General features: G+C 65.2%; 19 protein-coding genes and 2 pseudogenes. 10 read left to right on the top strand and 11 right to left on the bottom strand.

Annotation, left to right across the window (positions count from 1 at the left end; genetic code table 11):
- The first annotated feature begins 4 nt into the window (after positions 1-4).
- The 3 genes and pseudogenes from GFY24_RS05800 to GFY24_RS05810 all read left to right on the top strand — a co-directional run bounded on the left by GFY24_RS05800 (position 5) and on the right by GFY24_RS05810 (position 2,606).
- A pseudogene (locus tag GFY24_RS05800) lies at positions 5-1,062 on the top strand (isopenicillin N synthase family dioxygenase).
- Complete coding sequence (add, locus tag GFY24_RS05805) at positions 1,059-2,084, top strand: adenosine deaminase (protein ID WP_153803904.1); 1,026 nt, start codon at positions 1,059-1,061, stop codon at positions 2,082-2,084. The pseudogene GFY24_RS05800 and the gene add overlap by 4 nt, the downstream one beginning before the upstream one ends.
- A gap of 213 nt (positions 2,085-2,297) precedes the next feature.
- Entirely contained in the window at positions 2,298-2,606 is a 309-nt protein-coding gene (locus tag GFY24_RS05810) for a DUF4254 domain-containing protein (RefSeq protein WP_228566013.1), read from the top strand.
- Positions 2,607-2,635: 29 nt separating this feature from the next.
- Here GFY24_RS05810 and GFY24_RS05815 read toward each other — a convergent pair whose 3' ends face one another.
- Genes GFY24_RS05815 through GFY24_RS05840 form a run of 6 tightly spaced genes read right to left on the bottom strand, consistent with a single transcriptional unit; the run spans position 2,636 to position 10,670 of the window.
- Complete coding sequence (locus GFY24_RS05815; RefSeq protein ID WP_309230506.1) at positions 2,636-4,573, bottom strand: acetoacetate--CoA ligase; 1,938 nt, start codon at positions 4,571-4,573, stop codon at positions 2,636-2,638.
- Positions 4,574-4,584: 11 nt separating this feature from the next.
- A complete protein-coding gene (locus GFY24_RS05820; protein WP_228566014.1) occupies positions 4,585-5,418 on the bottom strand; it encodes a CoA ester lyase in 834 nt (277 codons plus the stop codon).
- A complete protein-coding gene (locus GFY24_RS05825; RefSeq protein ID WP_309230507.1) occupies positions 5,415-5,909 on the bottom strand; it encodes a MaoC family dehydratase in 495 nt (164 codons plus the stop codon). Before GFY24_RS05825 ends, GFY24_RS05820 begins: the two co-directional genes overlap by 4 nt.
- Positions 5,906-7,066 (bottom strand): acyl-CoA dehydrogenase family protein, encoded by a 1,161-nt coding sequence (locus GFY24_RS05830; protein ID WP_153803906.1) that lies wholly within the window; start codon positions 7,064-7,066, stop codon positions 5,906-5,908. The genes GFY24_RS05825 and GFY24_RS05830 overlap by 4 nt, the downstream gene beginning before the upstream one ends.
- Positions 7,063-9,075, bottom strand: coding sequence for an acetyl/propionyl/methylcrotonyl-CoA carboxylase subunit alpha (locus GFY24_RS05835; protein WP_153803907.1), 2,013 nt, complete (start codon positions 9,073-9,075; stop codon positions 7,063-7,065). Before GFY24_RS05835 ends, GFY24_RS05830 begins: the two co-directional genes overlap by 4 nt.
- Before the next feature lie 8 nt (positions 9,076-9,083).
- Positions 9,084-10,670 (bottom strand): carboxyl transferase domain-containing protein, encoded by a 1,587-nt coding sequence (locus GFY24_RS05840; protein WP_153803908.1) that lies wholly within the window; start codon positions 10,668-10,670, stop codon positions 9,084-9,086.
- A 93-nt stretch (positions 10,671-10,763) separates the two neighbouring features.
- Between GFY24_RS05840 and GFY24_RS05845 the strand changes: the two genes are divergently transcribed.
- Positions 10,764-11,360 carry a TetR/AcrR family transcriptional regulator gene (locus GFY24_RS05845; protein WP_309230508.1) on the top strand — a complete coding sequence of 199 codons (597 nt, stop codon included), beginning with the start codon at positions 10,764-10,766 and terminating at the stop codon, positions 11,358-11,360.
- Here GFY24_RS05845 and GFY24_RS05850 read toward each other — a convergent pair.
- On the bottom strand, positions 11,357-11,812 hold the full coding sequence (locus GFY24_RS05850; RefSeq protein WP_153803909.1) for a MarR family winged helix-turn-helix transcriptional regulator: 456 nt from the start codon (positions 11,810-11,812) through the stop codon (positions 11,357-11,359). The two genes, GFY24_RS05845 and GFY24_RS05850, sit on opposite strands and share 4 nt — an antisense overlap.
- Before the next feature lie 112 nt (positions 11,813-11,924).
- Here GFY24_RS05850 and GFY24_RS05855 point away from each other — a divergent pair, with 112 nt between their 5' ends.
- Together GFY24_RS05855 and GFY24_RS05860 are read left to right on the top strand one after the other, a co-directional pair.
- Positions 11,925-12,263, top strand: a complete 339-nt coding sequence (locus GFY24_RS05855; RefSeq protein WP_153803910.1) for a multidrug efflux SMR transporter — start codon at positions 11,925-11,927, stop codon at positions 12,261-12,263.
- Between the two features lie 37 nt (positions 12,264-12,300).
- Entirely contained in the window at positions 12,301-12,621 is a 321-nt protein-coding gene (locus GFY24_RS05860; RefSeq protein ID WP_153803911.1) for a multidrug efflux SMR transporter, read from the top strand.
- A gap of 12 nt (positions 12,622-12,633) precedes the next feature.
- Here the strand turns inward: GFY24_RS05860 and GFY24_RS05865 are convergent, their stop codons facing one another.
- Complete coding sequence (locus GFY24_RS05865; protein ID WP_153803912.1) at positions 12,634-13,077, bottom strand: SRPBCC family protein; 444 nt, start codon at positions 13,075-13,077, stop codon at positions 12,634-12,636.
- A gap of 355 nt (positions 13,078-13,432) precedes the next feature.
- Between GFY24_RS05865 and GFY24_RS05870 the strand changes: the two genes are divergently transcribed.
- Positions 13,433-14,641 (top strand): TetR/AcrR family transcriptional regulator, encoded by a 1,209-nt coding sequence (locus GFY24_RS05870; RefSeq protein WP_153803913.1) that lies wholly within the window; start codon positions 13,433-13,435, stop codon positions 14,639-14,641.
- Positions 14,642-15,177: 536 nt separating this feature from the next.
- Here the strand turns inward: GFY24_RS05870 and GFY24_RS05875 are convergent.
- Positions 15,178-15,510: a hypothetical protein gene (locus GFY24_RS05875; protein ID WP_153803914.1), complete on the bottom strand. Its 333-nt coding sequence runs from the start codon at positions 15,508-15,510 to the stop codon at positions 15,178-15,180.
- Between the two features lie 300 nt (positions 15,511-15,810).
- Here GFY24_RS05875 and GFY24_RS43190 point away from each other — a divergent pair.
- Positions 15,811-16,704, top strand: a pseudogene (locus GFY24_RS43190) (BTAD domain-containing putative transcriptional regulator).
- Between the two features lie 13 nt (positions 16,705-16,717).
- On the opposite strand, the gene GFY24_RS05885 reads toward GFY24_RS43190, so the two are convergent.
- The gene (locus GFY24_RS05885) at positions 16,718-16,951 is read right to left on the bottom strand and encodes a hypothetical protein (protein ID WP_153803916.1); all 234 of its coding nucleotides are present in this window, start codon (positions 16,949-16,951) and stop codon (positions 16,718-16,720) included.
- Between the two features lie 483 nt (positions 16,952-17,434).
- Between GFY24_RS05885 and GFY24_RS05890 the strand changes: the two genes are divergently transcribed.
- Together GFY24_RS05890 and GFY24_RS05895 are read left to right on the top strand one after the other, a co-directional pair.
- Positions 17,435-18,328 carry a helix-turn-helix domain-containing protein gene (locus GFY24_RS05890; protein ID WP_375336002.1) on the top strand — a complete coding sequence of 298 codons (894 nt, stop codon included), beginning with the start codon at positions 17,435-17,437 and terminating at the stop codon, positions 18,326-18,328.
- The gene (locus GFY24_RS05895; protein WP_309230509.1) at positions 18,325-18,516 is read left to right on the top strand and encodes a DUF397 domain-containing protein; all 192 of its coding nucleotides are present in this window, start codon (positions 18,325-18,327) and stop codon (positions 18,514-18,516) included. Before GFY24_RS05890 ends, GFY24_RS05895 begins: the two co-directional genes overlap by 4 nt.
- Positions 18,517-19,279: 763 nt before the next feature.
- On the opposite strand, the gene GFY24_RS05900 is transcribed toward GFY24_RS05895, so the two are convergent.
- Positions 19,280-19,498 carry an MbtH family protein gene (locus GFY24_RS05900; RefSeq protein ID WP_153803918.1) on the bottom strand — a complete coding sequence of 73 codons (219 nt, stop codon included), beginning with the start codon at positions 19,496-19,498 and terminating at the stop codon, positions 19,280-19,282.
- Positions 19,499-19,544: the final 46 nt, after the last annotated feature.

Genomic DNA, 19,544 nt, shown 5'->3' on the forward strand with positions numbered 1-19,544 from the left:
AGGAATGGTTGTGGAATTCCATGTACCCGCTATCGATATCGCGCCCTATGTGGGTGACGGTGACGCACCGGCCCGCCGCGCGGTCGCACGGCAGCTCGACGAGGCCGCTCGCACAGTCGGTTTCATGCAGATCGTCGGACATGCGGTGCCGCACAACGTGATCGAGGGCTTTACCGGCGCGCTGGACGACTTCTTCGGGCTGGAGCTGGAAACCAAGAAGCAGTACCGCACCCCGCCCGCCGTCAATCGCGGCTACGCACCGCCCAAGAGTGAGAGTTTGAGTCTGAGTCTCGGCGTGGAATCGGCGACCCGGATGAACGACTTCTTCGAGGCGTTCAATATCGGCACCACCACCGCCGACTATCCCGAGCTCGAGCTGTCCGCCACCGACTATGCGGAAAACCTTTGGCCGCAGCACGTTCCGCAATTCCGGGCGCCCGTGCAGGCGTACTTCGCCGAGGCCGAGCGGGTGGCCCGCACGCTCACCACCGCGTTCGCGGACGCCTTGGACCTGACCGCGGGATTCTTCGACCGCTTCACCGATCATTCGATGGATGTGATGCGGATGAACAATTACGCGCTGCCGCCGGGCACGGTGATTTGGACGGCGATCTCATCGGCATGGGCGAGCACACTGATTACGGCATTCTCACCGTACTGTGGGCCGATCAGACGCCCGGCCTGCAGGTGCTCGGGGCGGACGGCAGCTGGCACGATGTGCAGCCCGCCGCCGGCGCGGTCCTGGTGAATCTCGGTGACCTGATGGCGCGTTGGACCAATGAGCGCTGGCTCTCCACCCTGCACCGGGTGAAGCCGCCGATTGTGAACGGCACCATCGCGCGCCGCCGCAGCGCCGCGTACTTCCATGACGGCAATATCGACGCCCTCATCGAGACACTGCCCTCCTGTATCGGTGACGGGAGCAAGTACGAGCCGGTCACGGTCGGCGAGCATCTGCGCGCCAAGCTCGCGGGTTCCCGTGCGGGACAGCCCAATACGAAGGCGCCGCGGGAGGCCGCCCGGGTGCTGGCGGCCGCACGACCCGATAGAGACCGCGCATGACGATCCCTTTCCGTGAACTGCCCAAGGTCAGCCTGCACTGCCATCTCACCGGCTCGGTGCTGCCCGAAACCGTGGCGGCACTTGCCCGTAAACACGGGGTGCCGATGCCAGGCGGCCGCACCGCCGCAGATCTCTACGACATCGACAGCCATGTCGACCTGGACGAATTCCTGCGGGTCTACGACATGGTCGGGCAGGTGGTCCGCGATGCCGACGACTTCCATCGCATCACCTATGAATCGCTGACCACGCTCGGCTCCGAACATGGTGTGCTGCACCGGGAAATCTTCGTGAGTCCGCCCGCGCATCCGGGCGTCGACTATCGCACGCTGCTGGACGGCATCCGGGCCGGAATGCGAGAAGCCGAGCAGGACACCGGAATCGGCAGCCGCATCATTATCGCCGTCAACCGCGAGGACACTCCCGCCGCGGCGGTCGACCTGGTGCGCACGGTGATCGAACAGCGCTGCGACGAAGTGGTCGGCATCGGCCTGGACTATGCGGAGGTGCAGGGCCCGCCGCAACTTTTTCACGAGGCGTATCGAATCGCCGGTCGCGCGGGCCTGAATCGCACCGCCCACTCCGAGTCGGGTCCGCCCCCGAATATCGAAATCCTCCTCGATGTCCTGGGCTGCACCAGGGTGGACCACGGTTATCACGTGGTGGACAGCCCGCGCATAACCGATCGCTGCCGGGAGGAGGGCATTGTCTTCACCTGTACTCCGGTGAGCTCGGATATCGGCCGCTACTCCGGCAACGGCAATGGCGAACACGAAAAGATCGCCGCCATGGTCGAAGCCGGCCTCCGGGTGACGATCGACTCCGATGATCCGCCGATGTTCGGCACGGATCCGACCAATGATTTCGAAGTCCTGCACAAGGCACTGGGTTACGACGCCGACCAACTACTGACGTTCACAGTGAACGCTATTGCGGGCGCATGGTTGGACGAATCAGACAAATCCGCGCTGCGTGGCCGGGTTCGCAAGCACCTCACCCCGGTGCGTGCGACGGTCGGATGATCGCGAAATGGGGTGTTGGGGTGGAGGTTACGGGATGGTCATTTTAGGGGAATAGCGTTCTTTGAATTCGCAGTTCTCGGAAGAGGAGTGGTCGCGATGAGGGAAGCGCTTCCTAGTAAGAGGCAGGTTCTGCTGGCGTGCCGGGGGACAAGTTTTCCGGGGCATCCGGTACTTAGTGCGGCGCATGAACTAACCGAGTTACACGGGCGGAAGATGGCGGCGCCGCCGGATGCCTGTGCCGAACTCGACAGTCTGCGTACCGAATTGGTGCATACGATCGATTGCTGGGTTACGTCGCGGTTGCCACCGTCGCATGGGGCGGCTCGGGTGCATACCGAGACGCTCGGGGCGGTTATCGATCGACTGGCGCAGTTGACTGCTCACGCTTATGCGGCGCTGGCGCATGCGTCGGGGCAGGAATTGACCAATGTGTGGGAGAGTCTGGCCGAATTGGCGGTGGGGTATGAGGATTTGGCGTCCGAGGTGTGTACCGGACGCCGCCGCCTGCCCGGCGGACATTGAGTCCGCCGGGAATACCTGTGCGGTTCCGCCTATTTCGGCGGGCTGTGCTGGGCGTACCAGGTGAGCAGCGCCGGATCGTCCACGGCGGTGGGCGCTACGACCCTGGCGAGTTCCGCACCCTGGAAGAGTTTCTTGAGTGGAACCTCGAGCTTCTTTCCGGTACGGGTGTGCGGAATGCCGGGGGCACAGATGATTTCGTCGGGGACATGCCGCGGCGAGACCTCGGTGCGGATGGCGGCATTGATGCGCGCCTTCACCTCATCGGTGAGCTCCACGCCGGGTGCGGGGACGACGAACAGCGGCATCCAGTAGCGGCCCTCGGGTAGTTCGACGCCCAGCACCAATGCCTCGGCGACCTCCGGCAATGCCTCGACCGTCTGGTAGATATCGGCGCTGCCCATGCGAATCCCGTGCCGGTTCAATGTCGAATCGGAGCGCCCGTGCACGGTGATGCTGCCGTGGTCATTGATGGTGATCCAGTCACCGTGCCGCCAGACTCCGGGGAACATATCGAAATAGGCGTCGCGGTAACGACTTCCGTCCAGATCGTCCCAGAAGCGGACCGGCATGGAGGGCATCGGTTTGGTGATGACCAGCTCGCCGACCTCGCCGCGCACCGGATGGCCCTGCTCGTCCCAAGCATCCAGGGCCACACCCAGATACGGAGCGGAGAGCTCGCCCGGCCAGACCGGAACCGTGCGCACCCCGCCGATGAAGGCGGAGACCACATCGGTACCACCGCTGATGGAGGCGACCGGAATATGCTCACCCACATTGTCGCGCAACCACAGTGAGGACGACGAGGGCAGCGATGAACCGGTGATACCGACCATGCGCAGCGCTGAGAGGTCGTGATCGCGGCGCGGGACCGCCCCGGCCTTGGCACAGCCCAGCACATAGCCCGGACTGGTGCCGACCACCGTCGCACCGGTGCGAGCGGCTATGTCCCACAGCTCATCCGGAGCCGGGGCCGCCGGGCTGCCGTCGTAGGTGACGATGGTCGCGCCCACCAGCAATCCGGCGACCTGGAAGTTCCACATCATCCAGCTGGGGCTGGTGTACCAGAAGAAGGTGTCGTCGCGCCCGATATCGGATTGCAGCGCAAGGGCTTTCAGGTGCTCCAGCAGTACGCCGCCGTGCCCGTGCACAATGCCCTTGGGCTTGCCGGTGGTGCCGGAGGAGTACAGCACCCACAGCGGATGCCCGAATTCGACCGGTACGGTCTCGATTTCGGTGGCGTCCAGGTCGGGCCGCACGTCATCCCAGGAGACCACATCCGGCAGCGATTTGCCGATGCGCGATACCAGTACGGTGGCGGCGAGCGAAGGCAGCCCGGCGCGCAGCGCCTCGATATCGGCGGTCTTGTCGTGCACCTTGCCGCCGAAGCGATACCCGTCCGCGGTGACCAGCACCTTCGGCTCCAACTGACCGAGCCGGTCCAGTGCGGCCTGCGCGGAGTAGTCCTGACCGCAGGCACTCCAGATCGCGCCCAGGCTGGCCGTCGCCAGGAAGGCGATAATCGCCTCGGGGATATTCGGCAGATATCCGGCGACCCGATCGCCGGGGCCGACGCCGTGTTCCCGCAGTATGCGGGCGAAAGCCACAGTGCTGCCGATGAGTTCGGCCCAGGACAGTTCGCGAACGCTGCCGTCCTCATCGACGCCGAGAATGGCGGGCCGATCCGTCCGCGCCTGCCGCACGATCTGGTCCACGTAGTTCAGCCGCTGCGCCGGAAACCATTGGGTGCCGGGCATTTCGTTGGAGACGAGCACCGCACCGGTGCGCGCCCCCAGCTCGAAGTAGTCCCAGAGCGCGCCCCAGAAGCCCGCGAGCTCATCGACCGACCACTGCCAGAGCGACTGATAGTCGGGCAGGGCCGCCCCGGTCCGCTCGGTCACGAATGCCGCGAAATCGGTAACCCGCGCCCCGGCGATATCCGCCGCGCTCGGCACCCACTGTGGTTCCACCGCTCTACCTCCTACGACGCGTATCCGGCGCTGTCCGCGACCTGCGCGCGCTGCACGATCCGCTCGGCATGCCGGATGACCGGCATATCCACCATGCGGCCCTCGAAGGTGAATACACCCCGATGATTCGGCACCTCGGCCAAAAGCCTTTGCGCCCAGTCGACTTCCTTCGCCACGGGGGCGTAGGCGCGCCGGATGACCGGTACCTGGCTGGGATGAATGGCGACCTTGGCGTCGAAGCCGACCGCGACCGCGTCCAGCGACTCCTGCGCCAGCCCCTCCAGGTCCGCGATATTCAGGAAGACCGAATCCAGCGCGAACTTGCCATATGCCTTGGCGGCCAACAGCGATTGCGACCGCACGTGCAGCGCCACATCCCGATAGCTGCCGTCGGCATGCCGGCTGGAGTTGCCGCCGAGCGCCGCAACCAGATCCTCCGCGCCCCACATGACGCCGATGGCATTGCGCACCATGACCGCCCGGCCGACCGCCATGGCCCCGAGCGGCGATTCGATCAGCGCGATCACCTCGTAATCGGCGAGCCGCGTAATCTGTTCCGCCGATTCACATTTGGGCAGCATGAGGCGCCGGTACTCGGTGCGCAGCAGCGCGTCGAGATCGAGCATGTGCTCGACGGTGCCCGCCGCGTTCACCCGCACCACGGTGCGCTCGGGATCCTGCGGATTGGCGATGAGCGCCTCGCGGGCGGCGGCCTTATCGGCCTCGGCCACCCCGTCTTCCAGATCGATGATCACCACATCGGCTGCGGCGGCGGCCTTTTCGTAGCGTTCGGGCCGATCGGCGGGGCAGAACAGCCACGCCGGTCCGGGCATTTCCCAGCTCATGCCTGCTGCTTTCTGACCAAGGTCTTGCGGGTGGCGGTGGCCACCACATCCCCGTGCTGATTGCGGCCGGTGTGCGCGAAGGTCACGATGCCCTCGCCGGGACGGCTCTTGGATTCCCGCAGGTCGGTGATGACGGTTTCGGCGTACAGGGTGTCACCGTGGAAAAGCGGTTTGGGAAAGGCGATTTCGGAGAAGCCGAGGTTGGCCACGATGGTGCCCTGGGTCAGCTGCGCCACCGAGAGACCCACCAGGGTCGAGAGGGTGAACATGGAGTTCACCAGGCGCTGGCGGAACGGCTCCTGGGTGGCCGCGAAGGCCGCGTCCAGGTGCAGTGCCTGGGTATTCATGGTGAGCGTCGTGAACAGAACATTGTCGGCTTCGGTAATGGTGCGGCCGGGCCGGTGCTCGTACACCACCCCGAGCTCGAACTCCTCGAACCACAGGCCGCGCTGTACGACTCGCCGGACCTCCGGCGTGCTGCCCGCGGTCACAGGCCCAGCTCGCGTCCGATAAGCATCAACTGCACCTCCGTGGTGCCCTCGCCGATCTCCAGGATCTTGCTGTCGCGGTAGTGCCGCGCCACAGCATATTCGTTCATGAAGCCGTAGCCGCCGAAGATCTGGGTGGCGTCGCGGGCATTGTCCATGGCGGCCTCGCTGGCGACGAGTTTGGCGATGGAGGCCTGCTTCTTGAACGGCTTGCCGGACAGCATGAGCGCGGCCGCGTCGTAGTAGGCGGTGCGGGCCATATGCGCGCGCACCTCCATGCGGGCGATCTTGAAGGCAATGGCCTGATTGCTGCCGATGGGGCGGCCGAACGCCTCGCGCTCCTTGGCGTACTTGATGCTCTCGTCCACGCAGCCCTGCGCCGCGCCGACCGAGAGCGCCGCGATGGCGATGCGGCCCTCGTCGAGAATGCGCAGGAAGTTGGCGTAGCCGCGACCGCGCTCACCGAGCAGGTTCTCGGCGGGCACGCGCACATCGGTGAAGCTCAGCGGATGCGTGTCCGAGGCATTCCAGCCGACCTTGTTGTACGCGGGCTCGGCCACGAAACCGGGCGTGCCGGCGGGCACGATAATGGTCGAGATCTCCTTCTTACCATCCGTCTGGCCGGTGACGGCGGTGACGGTGACCAGACGGGTGATATCGGTGCCCGAGTTGGTGATGAACTGCTTGCTGCCGTTGATGATCCAGCTGTCGCCGTCCAGCACGGCGGTGGTGCGGGTACCGCCGGCGTCGCTGCCCGCGCCGGGTTCGGTGAGGCCGAACGCGCCCAGGGCGCGCCCGCTGGCGAGCAGCGGCAGCCACTCCTGCTTCTGCTTGTCATTACCGAAGCGGTAGATCGGCATTGCACCCAGCGAGACGCCCGCCTCCAGGGTGATGGCCACGCTCTGATCGACCTTGCCGAGCTCTTCCAGGGCCAGGCAGAGCGCGAAGTAGTCGCCGCCCATACCGCCGAATTCCTCGGGGAACGGCAGGCCGAACAGGCCCATATCGGCCATGCCCTTGACGACCTCGTACGGGAAGCTGTGCTCGGCATCGTGTTTGGCGGCGACGGGGGCCACCACCTGATTGGCGAAGTCGCGGACGGTGAGAGCGAGTTCGCGGTACTCGTCCGGCAGCGTGCCGGTGGACAGGAAATCGGTCATGACGCGGTGTTCTCCTGGGAATCAGCGGTAATGATGCGGGCCAGTAGTTGCTCCAGCTTGACCTGGACTCCGGCTGCGACGAGGAGTTCCACCCGACCGGCCACGGGGGCGGTGAGGGTGTGCTCCATTTTCATGGCTTCGACAATGACGATCGGCGCACCCGCCTCGACCTCGCTGCCGTCGACAGCGGGTACCGCGATCACCGAACCCGGCATGGGACTGACGATTTCGGCATCGCCGACGTGTTCACCGCCGCCGCGAATATCGGCCTCGGCGACCTCGCGCAGCTGCGCGACACCGGTGGCGTCGGCCACCCAGTGCTGCTCGTCGGCGGTGGCGACACGATAGCGGCCGCGCAGGCCGTCCAGGGTGACGGTGAGCCAGTCACCATCGGATGTGGCTGTGAGCGAATGCTTTTCGCCGCCCTCCACCCATACCAGCGCCCGATCCGGGGTACCGGAGAGGTAGACGTGCGCGGTGCGATCGCCACCGCTCAACCGGAATCCGGTGGGTGCGTGTGCGCCCACCCGCCAGCCGTTCGGGGTCGACCAGGGATCGGCGGCGGTGGACGGCCAGCCGCGCAGCCACAGTTCCGTTGCGGCGGCGATGAATTGGGCATCGGTGACCGGCGCGGGCGCGAAGTCCACCGCGCGGCGATCCAGCAGACCGGTATCCAGGGCTCCGGCCCGCACATCCGGATCGGCGAGCAGGAAGCGCAGGAAGTCGATATTGGCGCGGACGCCCAGGATCTGCGTATCCCGCAGTGCCGCATCGAGTTTCTTGATGGCGGACTCGCGGTCACCGGCATGGGTGATGACCTTGGAGAGCATCGGGTCGTAGTCGGTGCCGACCACGGTTCCGGCGCGCAGACCCGAATCCACGCGCACGCCTTGACCTTCCGGCTCGGACAGCGCCAGCACCGTACCGCCGGTGGGCAGGAAGCCGCGGCCCGGATCCTCGGCGTACACGCGGGCCTCGATGGCATGCCCGGTGAGCTTGATGTCCTCCTGGCTGACCGCCAGCTTCTGCCCGGCGGCGATACGCACCTGGCACTCCACCAGATCCACGCCGGTGACCAGTTCGGTGACCGGATGCTCCACCTGCAGACGGGTATTCATCTCCATGAAGAAGAACTCGTCCGGCTTGTCCGCGGAGACAATGAACTCCACGGTGCCCGCGCCGACATAGTCCACGCTGCGCGCGGTATTACAGGCGGCGGCGCCGATGCGGGCCCGGGTGGCGGCATCGAGCAGCGGTGACGGAGCCTCCTCGATCACCTTCTGATGGCGGCGCTGCAGACTGCATTCGCGCTCACCCAGATGCAGCACCTGACCGAATTCGTCGGCGAGAATCTGCACCTCGATATGCCTGGGGCGGTTGACGAATCGCTCCAGGAACAGGGTGTCGTCACCGAAGGCCGCACCCGCTTCGCGGCGGGCGCTGATCAGCGCGTCGGGCAGCAGGGCCGGATCCTCGACCCGGCGCATACCCTTACCGCCGCCACCGGCGGACGGCTTCACCAGTACCGGATAGCCGACTTCGGCTGCCGCCTCGATCAATTCGGCATCGGTGAGACCGGGCCGGGCGATACCGGGCACCACTGGTACGCCGTAGGCCGCGACCGCGTTCTTGGCCGCGATCTTGTCGCCCATGATCTCGATGGCCTGCGTGGGCGGGCCGAGGAAGACGATATCGGCGGCGTCCAGCGCGGCCGCGAAGGTCGGATTCTCCGACAGGAAGCCATATCCCGGGTGTACGGCCTGCGCGCCGGAGCGCACGGCGGCGTCCACCACTTTGGCGATATCCAGGTAGGACTCACGCGCCGGGGCCGGTCCGAGCCGGACCGCCACATCGGCCTCGTGCACGTGCCGGGCATTCACATCGGCGTCGGAGTACACCGCGACCGAGCGAATTCCCATGGCGCGCAAGGTGCGAATGACGCGCACCGCGATCTCACCGCGATTGGCGACGAGCACCGTATCGAAGGCGACGGGCTGTGCTTTGTTCATCAAGGCGATCACATCCTGAAGACGCCGTAGGAGACGTCTTCCAGCGGTGCTTGCGCACACGCCGAAAGCGCCAGGCCGACAACTGTTCTGGTATCGGCGGGGTCGATGACGCCATCGTCCCAGAGCCGGGCGGTGGAGTAGTACGGATTGCCCTGCGCCTCGTACTGGTCGCGGATGGGGGCCTTGAACGCCTCCTGATCCTCTTCCGACCAGGGCTTGCCCGAGCTGTCCAGCTGATCGCCACGCACGGTCGCCAGCACCGAGGCGGCCTGTTCACCGCCCATGACGGAGATGCGGGCATTGGGCCACATCCACAGGAAGCGCGGCGAATACGCGCGCCCGCACATGGAGTAGTTGCCTGCACCGTAGGAGCCACCGATGACCACGGTCAGCTTGGGCACGCGGGCGCAGGCCACGGCGGTGACCATTTTCGCGCCGTGCTTGGCGATGCCGCCCGCCTCGTAGTCGCGGCCGACCATGAAGCCGGTGATGTTCTGCAGGAACAGCAGCGGGATCTTGCGCTTGTCGCACAGTTCGATGAAATGCGCGCCCTTCATGGCGGATTCGCTGAACAGCACGCCGTTATTGGCCACGATGCCGACTGGATGGCCGTGAATGTGCGCGAAGCCGGTGACCAGGGTGCGGCCGTATTCGGCCTTGAATTCCTGGAATTCGCCGCCGTCGACCATGCGGGTGATCACATCGCGGACGTCATACGGCGTCCGAAGATCAACGGGGACAATGTCATACAGCTCGTCCTGCGGCGCGATGGCGTCGACGGTCGGCCGGACCTCCCACGGCGTGGGCGTCTTCGGGCCAAGGGTCGCAACGATATTGCGCACAATGCGCAGCGCGTCCTGATCACTCTCGGCCAGATGATCGGTGACACCGGAAGTGCGCGAATGCAATTCGCCACCGCCCAGCTCCTCGGCCGTGACCACCTCACCGGTGGCGGCCTTCACCAGCGGCGGACCGCCCAGGAAGATGGTGCCCTGATTGCGCACGATGACGGTCTCATCGCTCATGGCCGGGACGTACGCGCCGCCCGCGGTGCAGGAGCCCATGACCGCGGAGATCTGCGCGATCCCCTTGGCGCTCATATTCGCCTGATTGAAGAAGATGCGGCCGAAGTGCTCGCGATCGGGGAAGACATCGTCCTGCTTGGGCAGGAACGCACCACCGGAGTCGACCAGGTAGATGCACGGCAGATTGTTCTGCAGCGCCACTTCCTGCGCCCGCAGATGCTTCTTGACCGTCATCGGGTAGTAGGTGCCGCCCTTGACGGTGGCGTCATTGGCGATGATCACGCATTCGCGCCCGGAGACCCGGCCGATACCGCCGATGACACCCGCGCCCGGACACTCGTCGCCGTACAGGCCGGTCGCGGCCAGCGGCGACAGCTCCAGGAACGGCGAGCCGGGATCGAGCAACTGATCCACGCGCTGCCTGGGCAGCAGCTTCCCGCGCGACAGATGCCGCTCGCGGGCCTTGTCCGGCCCGCCCAGCGCGCTGATCGCCAAGCGTTCGCGCAGCTCATCGACCAGCGCGTGATGCGCTGCCCGATTGCCGGCGCGCACCTCCCCAGTCACCGTCATGCCGCCATCCTGCCACTCGGTTAATCGCCAATAACTCAAATCTAAGATAATCTTCACTAACTGAGTTGTCCAGGACCGCGGAGGGAGACCACGGTGAACAGCACGGAAACCTTGCCCCAAACCCGGCGCGAACAGCTCAAGGCCCAGCGCCGGCAGCAACTGCTGGCCGCGGGCGCGCGATTGATCGCGGATCGCGGTTTCCTCGGTATGCGCCTGGACGATCTCGGCGCGGCGGCGGGCATCAGCGGCCCGGCGGTCTACCGCCACTTCCCCAATAAGGAAGCGCTACTGGTGGAGTTGCTGGTCGGCATCAGTCAGCGGCTGCTCGACGGTGGCAAGGCGGTGGCGTCCGGGACCGACTCCCCCGCGGCGGCGCTGGACGCCCTGATCGATTTCCACCTCGACTTCGCCCTCGGCGAGCCCGAGCTCATTCGCATCCAGGATCGCGATCTGGAGAATCTGCCCGAGTCCGCGCGCCGGCAGGTGCGCCGGACTCAGCGGCAGTATGTGGAGGTCTGGGTCGCCGTCCTACGCGATCTACACCCCGATCTCCCCGAGGCCACCGCCCGCGTGCAGGCGCACGCCACCTTCGGCCTGATCAACTCCACCCCACACAGCGCGCCCGCCGCGCCCGCCACCCGGGCCCGCCCGGTGCTACGGCGCATGGCCATGGCCGCGCTCTCGGACTAATTCCCCTGCGCCGCTTCGATTTTGCGCCCCGCGACCAGTAGCGCGGCGACCGCCGGATCCGATTCGGCGGCTTCAGCCAATGCGGCGGTGAGGGTTTCGGCGTAGGTGGAGCGAGCCTGTTGATAGCGGGTGCGGCCGGCGTCGGTGAGGACGGTGTAGATACCGCGTTTGTCGTCGGGGCACAGGTCGCGGTAGGTGAGGTCGGCGGCATTGAGGCGAGCCACCAGCCGGGTCACCGAACTCTGATTGAGGCCGAGTCTGGTTGCCAGTTCCTGCATTCGGAGTTCGTTGTCGGGGGCATCGTCCAGGAAGACCAGCGCCCGATACTCCGATAACCCCAGGCCGTGCCGGCGCTGCATGGCGGTGCTCAGGCGGGTTTCGACCTGGGCGTGCAGGGCCAGCATGCGGTTCCATAGCTGGGTGTCGAGGGTGGCGGTGGCCTGCGGGGACATCGGGACTCCTGGCGTCGGAGAGTTCATGCTTGACACGAGTTTACATGTACATGCATGCTTCTTCGGGCAAAGAGTTTGCATATACATGCAATTACTGGCGAGGGAGTCTCCCATGGCATGGGCTTATCTACTGATCGCCTCGGTCTTCGAGGTGGTATTCGCGTTGGGCACCAACGCGACTCACGGTTTCACCGAGTTGGGGCCGTCACTGCTGACGGCCGGGGCGGCGGCGGGCGGCATCTTCTTCCTGAGCCTGGCGCTGAAATCACTGGATGTGGGCGTGGGCTACACGGTGTGGACCGGAATCGGCTCGGTCGGCACCGTCATCCTGGGATCGGCGCTGTTCCATGAGGCGGTGACACCCGCGAAAGTCCTTGCGTTCCTACTGATTATCGGCGGAGTGCTCGGGCTGAAGCTCTCCGACAGGCTGACAGCGCCGTCCGCGGCTTGATTCACATTCATCCACAACAACATTGGAGGGGCCGGTCATGGCCTGGGGATATTTGATGATCGCGGCGGTCTTCGAGATCGCGTTCGCACTGGGTACCAATGCCACCAAGGGGTTCACCCGCCTGTGGCCCTCGGTGTTCACGCTATTGGCCGCCGCCGCAGGCATTTTCACGCTCAGCCTGGCGCTGCGCACCCTGGATGTGGGTGTGGGGTACACGGTATGGACCGGGATCGGGTCCGTCGGCACGGTGATTCTCGGCGCGCTGATCTACAAGGAGAAGATCACTGTGCCCAAACTGATCTCGTTCGCCGCGATCATCGCGGGCGCGATCACGCTGCGCATCGCGGCGGGCGCGTAACCCGAAATGCCTTCACGCACCGCGGAGTTCGCGCTCCGCAGTGCGCATCACCATGATGAATCCGGCGCGGATGATGGGCAGGGTGACCGCCGTACACAACCCCGCCAGCATGGGTGCGGCAATCTCGAAGGTGGAGAACCAGCGCACTCGGGTGCCGCGCGACACTTGCCTGAAGGAGATGAATCCGTCCTGATGTCGCAGTGGCGGAATGGATTTCAGCAACCGATAGCGGATGATCTCCTGCGGCCGGTACTCCACGATCTCCTCGGTGAGGCGAATCATCGGCGTCACGATCAGGCGCACCGCGCCCTCGCCGTGCCCGGTGGTATGACCGGGACGAACCAGGGTGACCCGGCGAACGAATGGCACGCGTTGATAATTGGTCGTGTCGGTCAGCCAGTCGAACACGTCCGGCAGCGGTGCCGGGATGGTGCGCTCAACATCAACCGTGCGCATGCCGGCTCCGTTCTGATCTGGCTCGAACCTCCGGGCAGCCTACGAGATACGTCACCGGTTCGTCGAAGGAAACGCGCGCGAAACGCCGAATCAGATGAGCCCCTTATGCTTTCGTTATCGGGCAGCGCAGTCTTTCGTTACCTGGCGGCGCAGTCTTTCGTTATCCGGCGACACAGTGACGGCGATTGCCGAAGTCCGGGCCGGCCGATCTGCCGCCCACAGCCCCGACGCCGCATCGAGAATCTCGAAGTTACCGCCGATACCACCCGGCACGCCGATCGCCGACCGGCCGGCGGTGCCCCGGGGCCGCCAACCCGGCAGGGCGGCAAAAGACCTGGTGGCTACCATTACCGCCATGAATGTCGAGGAGCAGCGCGTGATCCGCCGCCGCCCGAAGAACCGGCGCGCCCAGATCGCCGCCACCTCGGCGGCGGCTTTCGGCTCGCTCGGCTACCACGGGGTGAGCATGGAGGATATCGCCACGCGCCTCGGAATCTCCTCGGCCGCACTGTATCGGCACTACCCGAGCAAGTACGCGCTGTTCCGCGAGGAGCTGCTGCGGCTGGGTCAACTCACCATCGATGCCACCACTCCGCCGGAGAAGGCCAAGGGACTCGACCCGCGCGAGCGACTGGCGAGTGTGCTGGATCGGATCATTGCCGAGTCCATCGCCAATCGCGCCACCGTCACCCTGGTGCGCTGGGAGCAGCGGTATCTGGACGAGACCGATCGGCAGACACTCTCGGATCAGTTCACCGGGGCGCTGACCATCCTGCGCGGGCTCATCGGCGATGTGCGGCCGGAGTTGGACGAGGACGATCGCGCGGTGCGGGCGGTGGCGCTGTTCAGTGTGGTCAGCAGTATCGGCGACCATCACGCGGCGCTGCCGGTGAAACCGCTGACCGCCCTGCTGCATTCGATCTGCGATGCGATCATCGCGGCCGAGCTACCGCCGCCCGGAACCGATGCCGATGTGCCGCGCAGCACCGAGATTCCGCGGTCGTTCAAGCATGAGCTGCTGTTGAGGAAGGCCGTCGAGCTCTTCCATCAGCGCGGGTATCCCAATGTGAGTGTGGAGGACATCGCCTCGGCGGCAGAGCTTTCCGCGGCCTCGGCGGTGTACCGGTACTACCGGAGTAAGGGTGATCTGCTAGCGGCAGCGTTCCGGCGTGCGGCCGATCGGGTGTCGGGGGCGATCGGTCCGGCGGTGTCGTCCTCGGCGACGCCCGCCGAGGCTTTGAGCAAGCTCATCGACCTCTATGTCGCCGGTTCCTTCGCCGAGCGTGAGCTCACCTACGTGTATTACGCGGAGTTCGGCCATGTTTCGCCCGAGGAGCGCACCATGCTGCGCAATGTGCAGCGGTTGATCGTGGCCGAATGGGTGCGGCTGCTGGTGGCGGTGCGGCCGGAGCTCTCCGAAGGGGAGGCCAGAATCCTGGTGCACGCCGGGTTCGGGATGGTGGTCGATATGGGGCGGGTGTTCGGGGACGATCCGCGAATCTGCTCGCAGGAGCGGGTGATCCGGATCATGGAGGTCACGCTGTTCGGGGCCGCGCGGGAGTAGCCGGGTGGTTGGGAGCGGCGGCGCCGGAACCCCGAATACTCGGAGCCCCGGCTACCGCCGCGACCGGGCACGCGACGCGACGCCACCCGGTCCGCCACAATCGACCGCGGGTAGTTGGGCACTGCCTACCCGCCGACTGTCGCGATGGTCGACACGGCGCTGCGGTCAGCCTCGACGGCCACTCGTCGGCATCACCGTGTCGGTTCAGCTAATTCTTCGGCACTCGACTTCCGTGCCGCTTTCTTTCGGGATCGGTTCGACTTTCGCCCGAGTTCATTTGCTAATTGTTTGCCGTCATACCAAGCGGTTTCTTTATGGCCGTATACGGGCAATATTGCCGGCCCGGAGGATACGGGAGCGGGGTGTGGGCCGATGGATACGGTGCTCGGGCTATCCACCGCGGCACTGGGTTTCGGCGAATGCGCCGCCCATCATGCCGCCGTCGAGAGCCTCGCAAGCCCGGGTGCGGGCCGAGCTCGAACATATCGAGCCGCCGCGCCTGGATCACATCGGCCGTCACCGCGCTCCGGCGGAGCTTATGCGGCGGTGAAAACCGCCATGGGCGTGAACGGCGCGTAGTCCTGTACGTGCCCGTCCTCCCACTCCCACAATGAGATCGGATCGACGGCGACTCCGCTCTGCAGGATGAGGCGCCAACCGGCCTCCTCACGCTGCCAGATATCACCGTCGCGGTCCCAGTAGAGACCGACGGTGTTCGGCTCGACCGTAATGCTCCGACCCATGGTGTTCCTCTCCATTTGATAGCAATCGGACAGCGACTGCGCGGGAACGGTCGGTCGCAACTCGGTGCGGCCTGCCGCCGCGGTTGCGGCCTTCTCGCGTTCTGTGGATTCCGTAACCGTCACCATTGGAAATCCCCTCGTTGTGTCGTATCGAAAAGTATTCGCTCCCACACTTCCGGGCCTCTTTCGCGGCGATTACGGCTTGTCTTCCGCACAAATATATTTGCCAAACATTCGCGGATACAGGAAGCGAAGGGGGTGAGTCGAATTCGGCGCGCTGTTTCCGCCGAATCGCACCGCGGGGCGGTGGAATAATCATGAGATTCGGCGCGGAGGGTGTCGCGGATCATGGTCGAACCGCAAGTCCAGGTACTCGGGACGATTCGCCTCAGCCTCGACGACCAACCGGTCGGCTCGGGTGCGAGTATGTTGCGCGCCGTTCTCGCTCGCCTGATCGCCGCCGGTGCCCGCGCCACCTCCGCCGAGCGGCTCATCGACGAACTGTGGGAGGGCAATCCGCCGTCCACCGCCGGCTCGGTGCTCCAGGTGCACATCCACAATCTGCGCCGGCTCATCGAACCAGACCACCCGCGGCGGGCGCGCTCGCGCTATCTGGTCTCCGAATCCTCCGGTTACGCACTGCAACTCGCGCCCGAGTCGGTGGATGCCTGGCACTTCGAGAGCCTGCTGCGCGAGTACGAGCAGCGGCTGCACGCACCCGGCCCACCGCCCGCGTTACTGGAACGCAGGCAGTTGCTGGACACCGCGCCGGCATGCTGGAGCGGGGCCGCCTACGAGGGGCTCACCACCTTCGGCTGGGCCGTACAGGAGGCCGCGCGACTCACCGATTTACGGCTCACCGCCGCCGAAATGCGCGCCGCCGTCGAACTCGAACTGAATCGGCCCGCCGAAGTCGCCATCGAACTGCGCGCACTCTTCGACGAACATCCCGAACGCAAGGAAATCGCGCGATTGCTCGCCACCGCGCAATACCGGGCCGGATAGCAGGCGCAGGCACTGGCCACGCTGCGGCGGTCGCGCGAATTTCTCGGCGCGGAATACGGAATCGACCCGAGTCCGGCGCTGCGGGAGCTGGAGTCGGCCATCCTGAGTCACTCGGAAACCCTCGCGGGGGTTGAGGTATCGCCGCCCGCGGCGCCCATTCGAATTCGCCGGGCACGGGCGCAGAGTGGATACACGTGCGAACACGGTGTGCTCCGGGAAACCGCCGCGATCACGGAAGTTGGGTCTCGGTCCGCATTCCACCCGAGCTGGCGCCCGTGTGATTACATGCATATCGGGGCAACGGATTTCAGCTAGGCGGGCCGGCCGGTCATGATGGCTCGTTGGTGTTGCGCCGGGCGTTCCGCAGCGCGAGGAGGTAGGTGCGTAGTTCGCAGCCGTCGTTCGCGCAGCGGGGGCCGTGCAGGTCCAGCAGGGAGGCGATGTCGCCATCCGAAAGCGGTAGGTGGACAGTCGGTTTGGCGTGATTTGCGGGATGTTGCTCGGCGTTGCGGGCGGGTACTCGGCTGGGCAGGCTCGCGGGGGCGATATAGGGGTTGGTCATGGTTCACTCACCACCCTGCGTGGGCGAAAGGCCGGGCTCGGTGCTTGCCTCGGTGCAATCGTCCGGTTCGCCGCCCGCCCGCGACGGGGACGGTGAGATATCCGCCCGTCCCGAGCTCGAGTCTGAGAAACCGGGCATCACGGCGGCTCTCCTGGTGGAAACCCCAAGCGGCCCAACAAATCACGGATACGCACAATCCGGTTATTCCAAGCAACATCCAGGTATCCCAAGGCATTTCAGTCGTCCTCTGCGAATGCTCGACTCCATATTGGTCGGAGCACCTGCGGTCATTCCCGATGCCGCAAGCCGGTGCTATTCGGCAAGTAGACAACAGAATTGGGTTGTTGGAACGTCCATCAACCTGGATTCCACGAATTATGATGGGCTCGTACAGTGGACTGGTATTTGGTGCGGCAATCCACCGTGGGGCCGCGATCATACGGCGGTCCACCATCGCGATCCCCAGATAGCGAGGCTAACGAAATGGCCGGAAGTACAGTCCCCCGCAGGGCATTTGGGCGATTTCTCCGCACACTGCGCGGAGATCGATCTCTCCTGGCGGCCGGACTACACGCTGACACTTCGAAGCAGACCGTTATGCGCATGGAGGAGGGTCTACCGACAAAGTTGTCGACGCCGCAGCTGGAGCGGCTACTCGATTTCTATCAGGCCGGAAGCATCGAACGTGCTGAGGCCCTGGAGCTTTGGGACGAAGTCCGGCGACTGGCCAAGGCCGCCAAAGATCAGGGAACGCACAAAGGCTGGTGGCAATCCTATGCGGGCCAATACGGAACATGGTTCGACCATTATCTGAAGCTGGAGACGGGTGCGCGGCGCATGACTTCGCATCAACTCGTCCTTATGCCCGGCATCTTGCAGACCTCGGAGTACCGGCGGGCAGTCATCAATGCGACAGTCTCGGGTCTGTCCGCGGTGGATATCGAGCGCAGGCTGGAATTGGCTGCCCGACGCCAAGCGCGGCTGACCGAGGACGACCTGCACTTGGACGCGTTCGTCTCTGAGTCGGTGCTTCTCCATCAGCCCGGAGGGGCGAGCGTAATGGGAGAGCAGTTGCAACGGCTCGCAGAGTTGAGCGAACGACCGAACGTCTCGATCCGAGTCGTTCCGCACCATGTGGGCATGTACCCCGGGCTGGTGGTCCAATCGTTCACCCTGCTCGACTTCCCGCCGACGACAAGCCGTTTGGTAGAGCCCCCTGTCATCTACACCGAAGGGCCGGAGGGCGCGCTCTACCTGGAACGCGACGACGTGATCGCCCGATACAGGCAGGCGATCGAAGGTATTCAGCAGGTAGCGTTAACCGAAGAGGACACCAGGGAACTGGTGCTGAAAATCGCGAAGGAGTACGCCGCGTGACCAACAACCCGCCCAGCCGCAGATGGTTCAAATCCAGTCGGTCCGCGCAAGGGAACGAGTGCCTGGAGGTCTACCTCGACACGAATCGTGTCGGCGTGCGCGACTCGAAGAATCCGGGTGGCCCCGAACTGTTCTTCACGAACGAGCAGTGGGACCGCTTCCTCGGCAGCGACATCTGGGACCGCTGAACCACAATCCATACCGCGAGCGGCGCTCGGCTGGGTATCCAAGTCGAGCGTTTCGCGTTGTCGCACGTATTGATATCACCGCGCTGTATCGATCAGTGAGATGGGACTGGCGCGGTGTCAGGGCTGGGATACTCGAGATGCCTGGGCGCCGCGGCGTACCGGTCCGGCAGGGAGTGGTGGAACGGTACGACGCGGCGGTATTCAGGTGGTTTGTGGGGCCGCCGGGGTTGAGTGCTCCGGCGGCCTCACGCGCTTCCGGTCGCTACTGCTGCGGCGGGAAGGTGTAGGAGGAGCCGGTGCCGAGCATCTTCGCGAGGGTGGCGAAGAGGTCGTTTACCATGCTGCCACTGAACATTTGGGCTCCTAGACGGTCGGGGTGACCACCGGCGGCGGGGTGGGCTGGATGACCGAGGTGGACGAGCCCGAGCTCACCAGGTGGGCGAAGGCCATGAGCAGGTCGGTGAAACCGCTGCCACTGAGCATTTTTCGTTCCTTTCGAGAAGACAGATGTATCGCGCGCTGACGAATCAGTGCGGGGTGTAGCTGGTGGTGGAGCCGGCGCTCAGGAACTTGAGCACCATGGTGAGGATGCCGCCGATGTCGACGCCGCCGGTGGGATCCGTGGTGGGAGGAGTGGTCATCTTCTTCCTTTCTTCGTTCGCGGACAGACCCCCGCACTGTCGTCGGGACCGCCGCACGGGGCGTACGCACGCCCCGAGTATTTTGCGGAATCTGTTGTGCCGCAAGCTATTTCGAGTGAAGACTAGTCGATCTCGGTCGCCATGGCATCGGCCAGCGATTTGGGGCGCATATCGGTCCAATGGGTTTCGACGTAGTCCAGGCAGGTGCGGCGCTGGGCCGGACCGTGCGCGATGGTCCAGCCGCCGGGAATGGCGGCGAAGATCGGCCACAGCGAATGCTGCGCCTCATCATTGACCAGCACGTAGAACTGGGCGTCTTCGTCATCGAAGGGGTTGCTCATTACCGATTACCTTTCTCAGCAGGGGGGTTCGGATGGGGCGGGACTG

The sequence above is a fragment of the Nocardia sp. SYP-A9097 genome (genome assembly GCF_009649815.1).
GTDB lineage: Bacteria > Actinomycetota > Actinomycetes > Mycobacteriales > Mycobacteriaceae > Nocardia.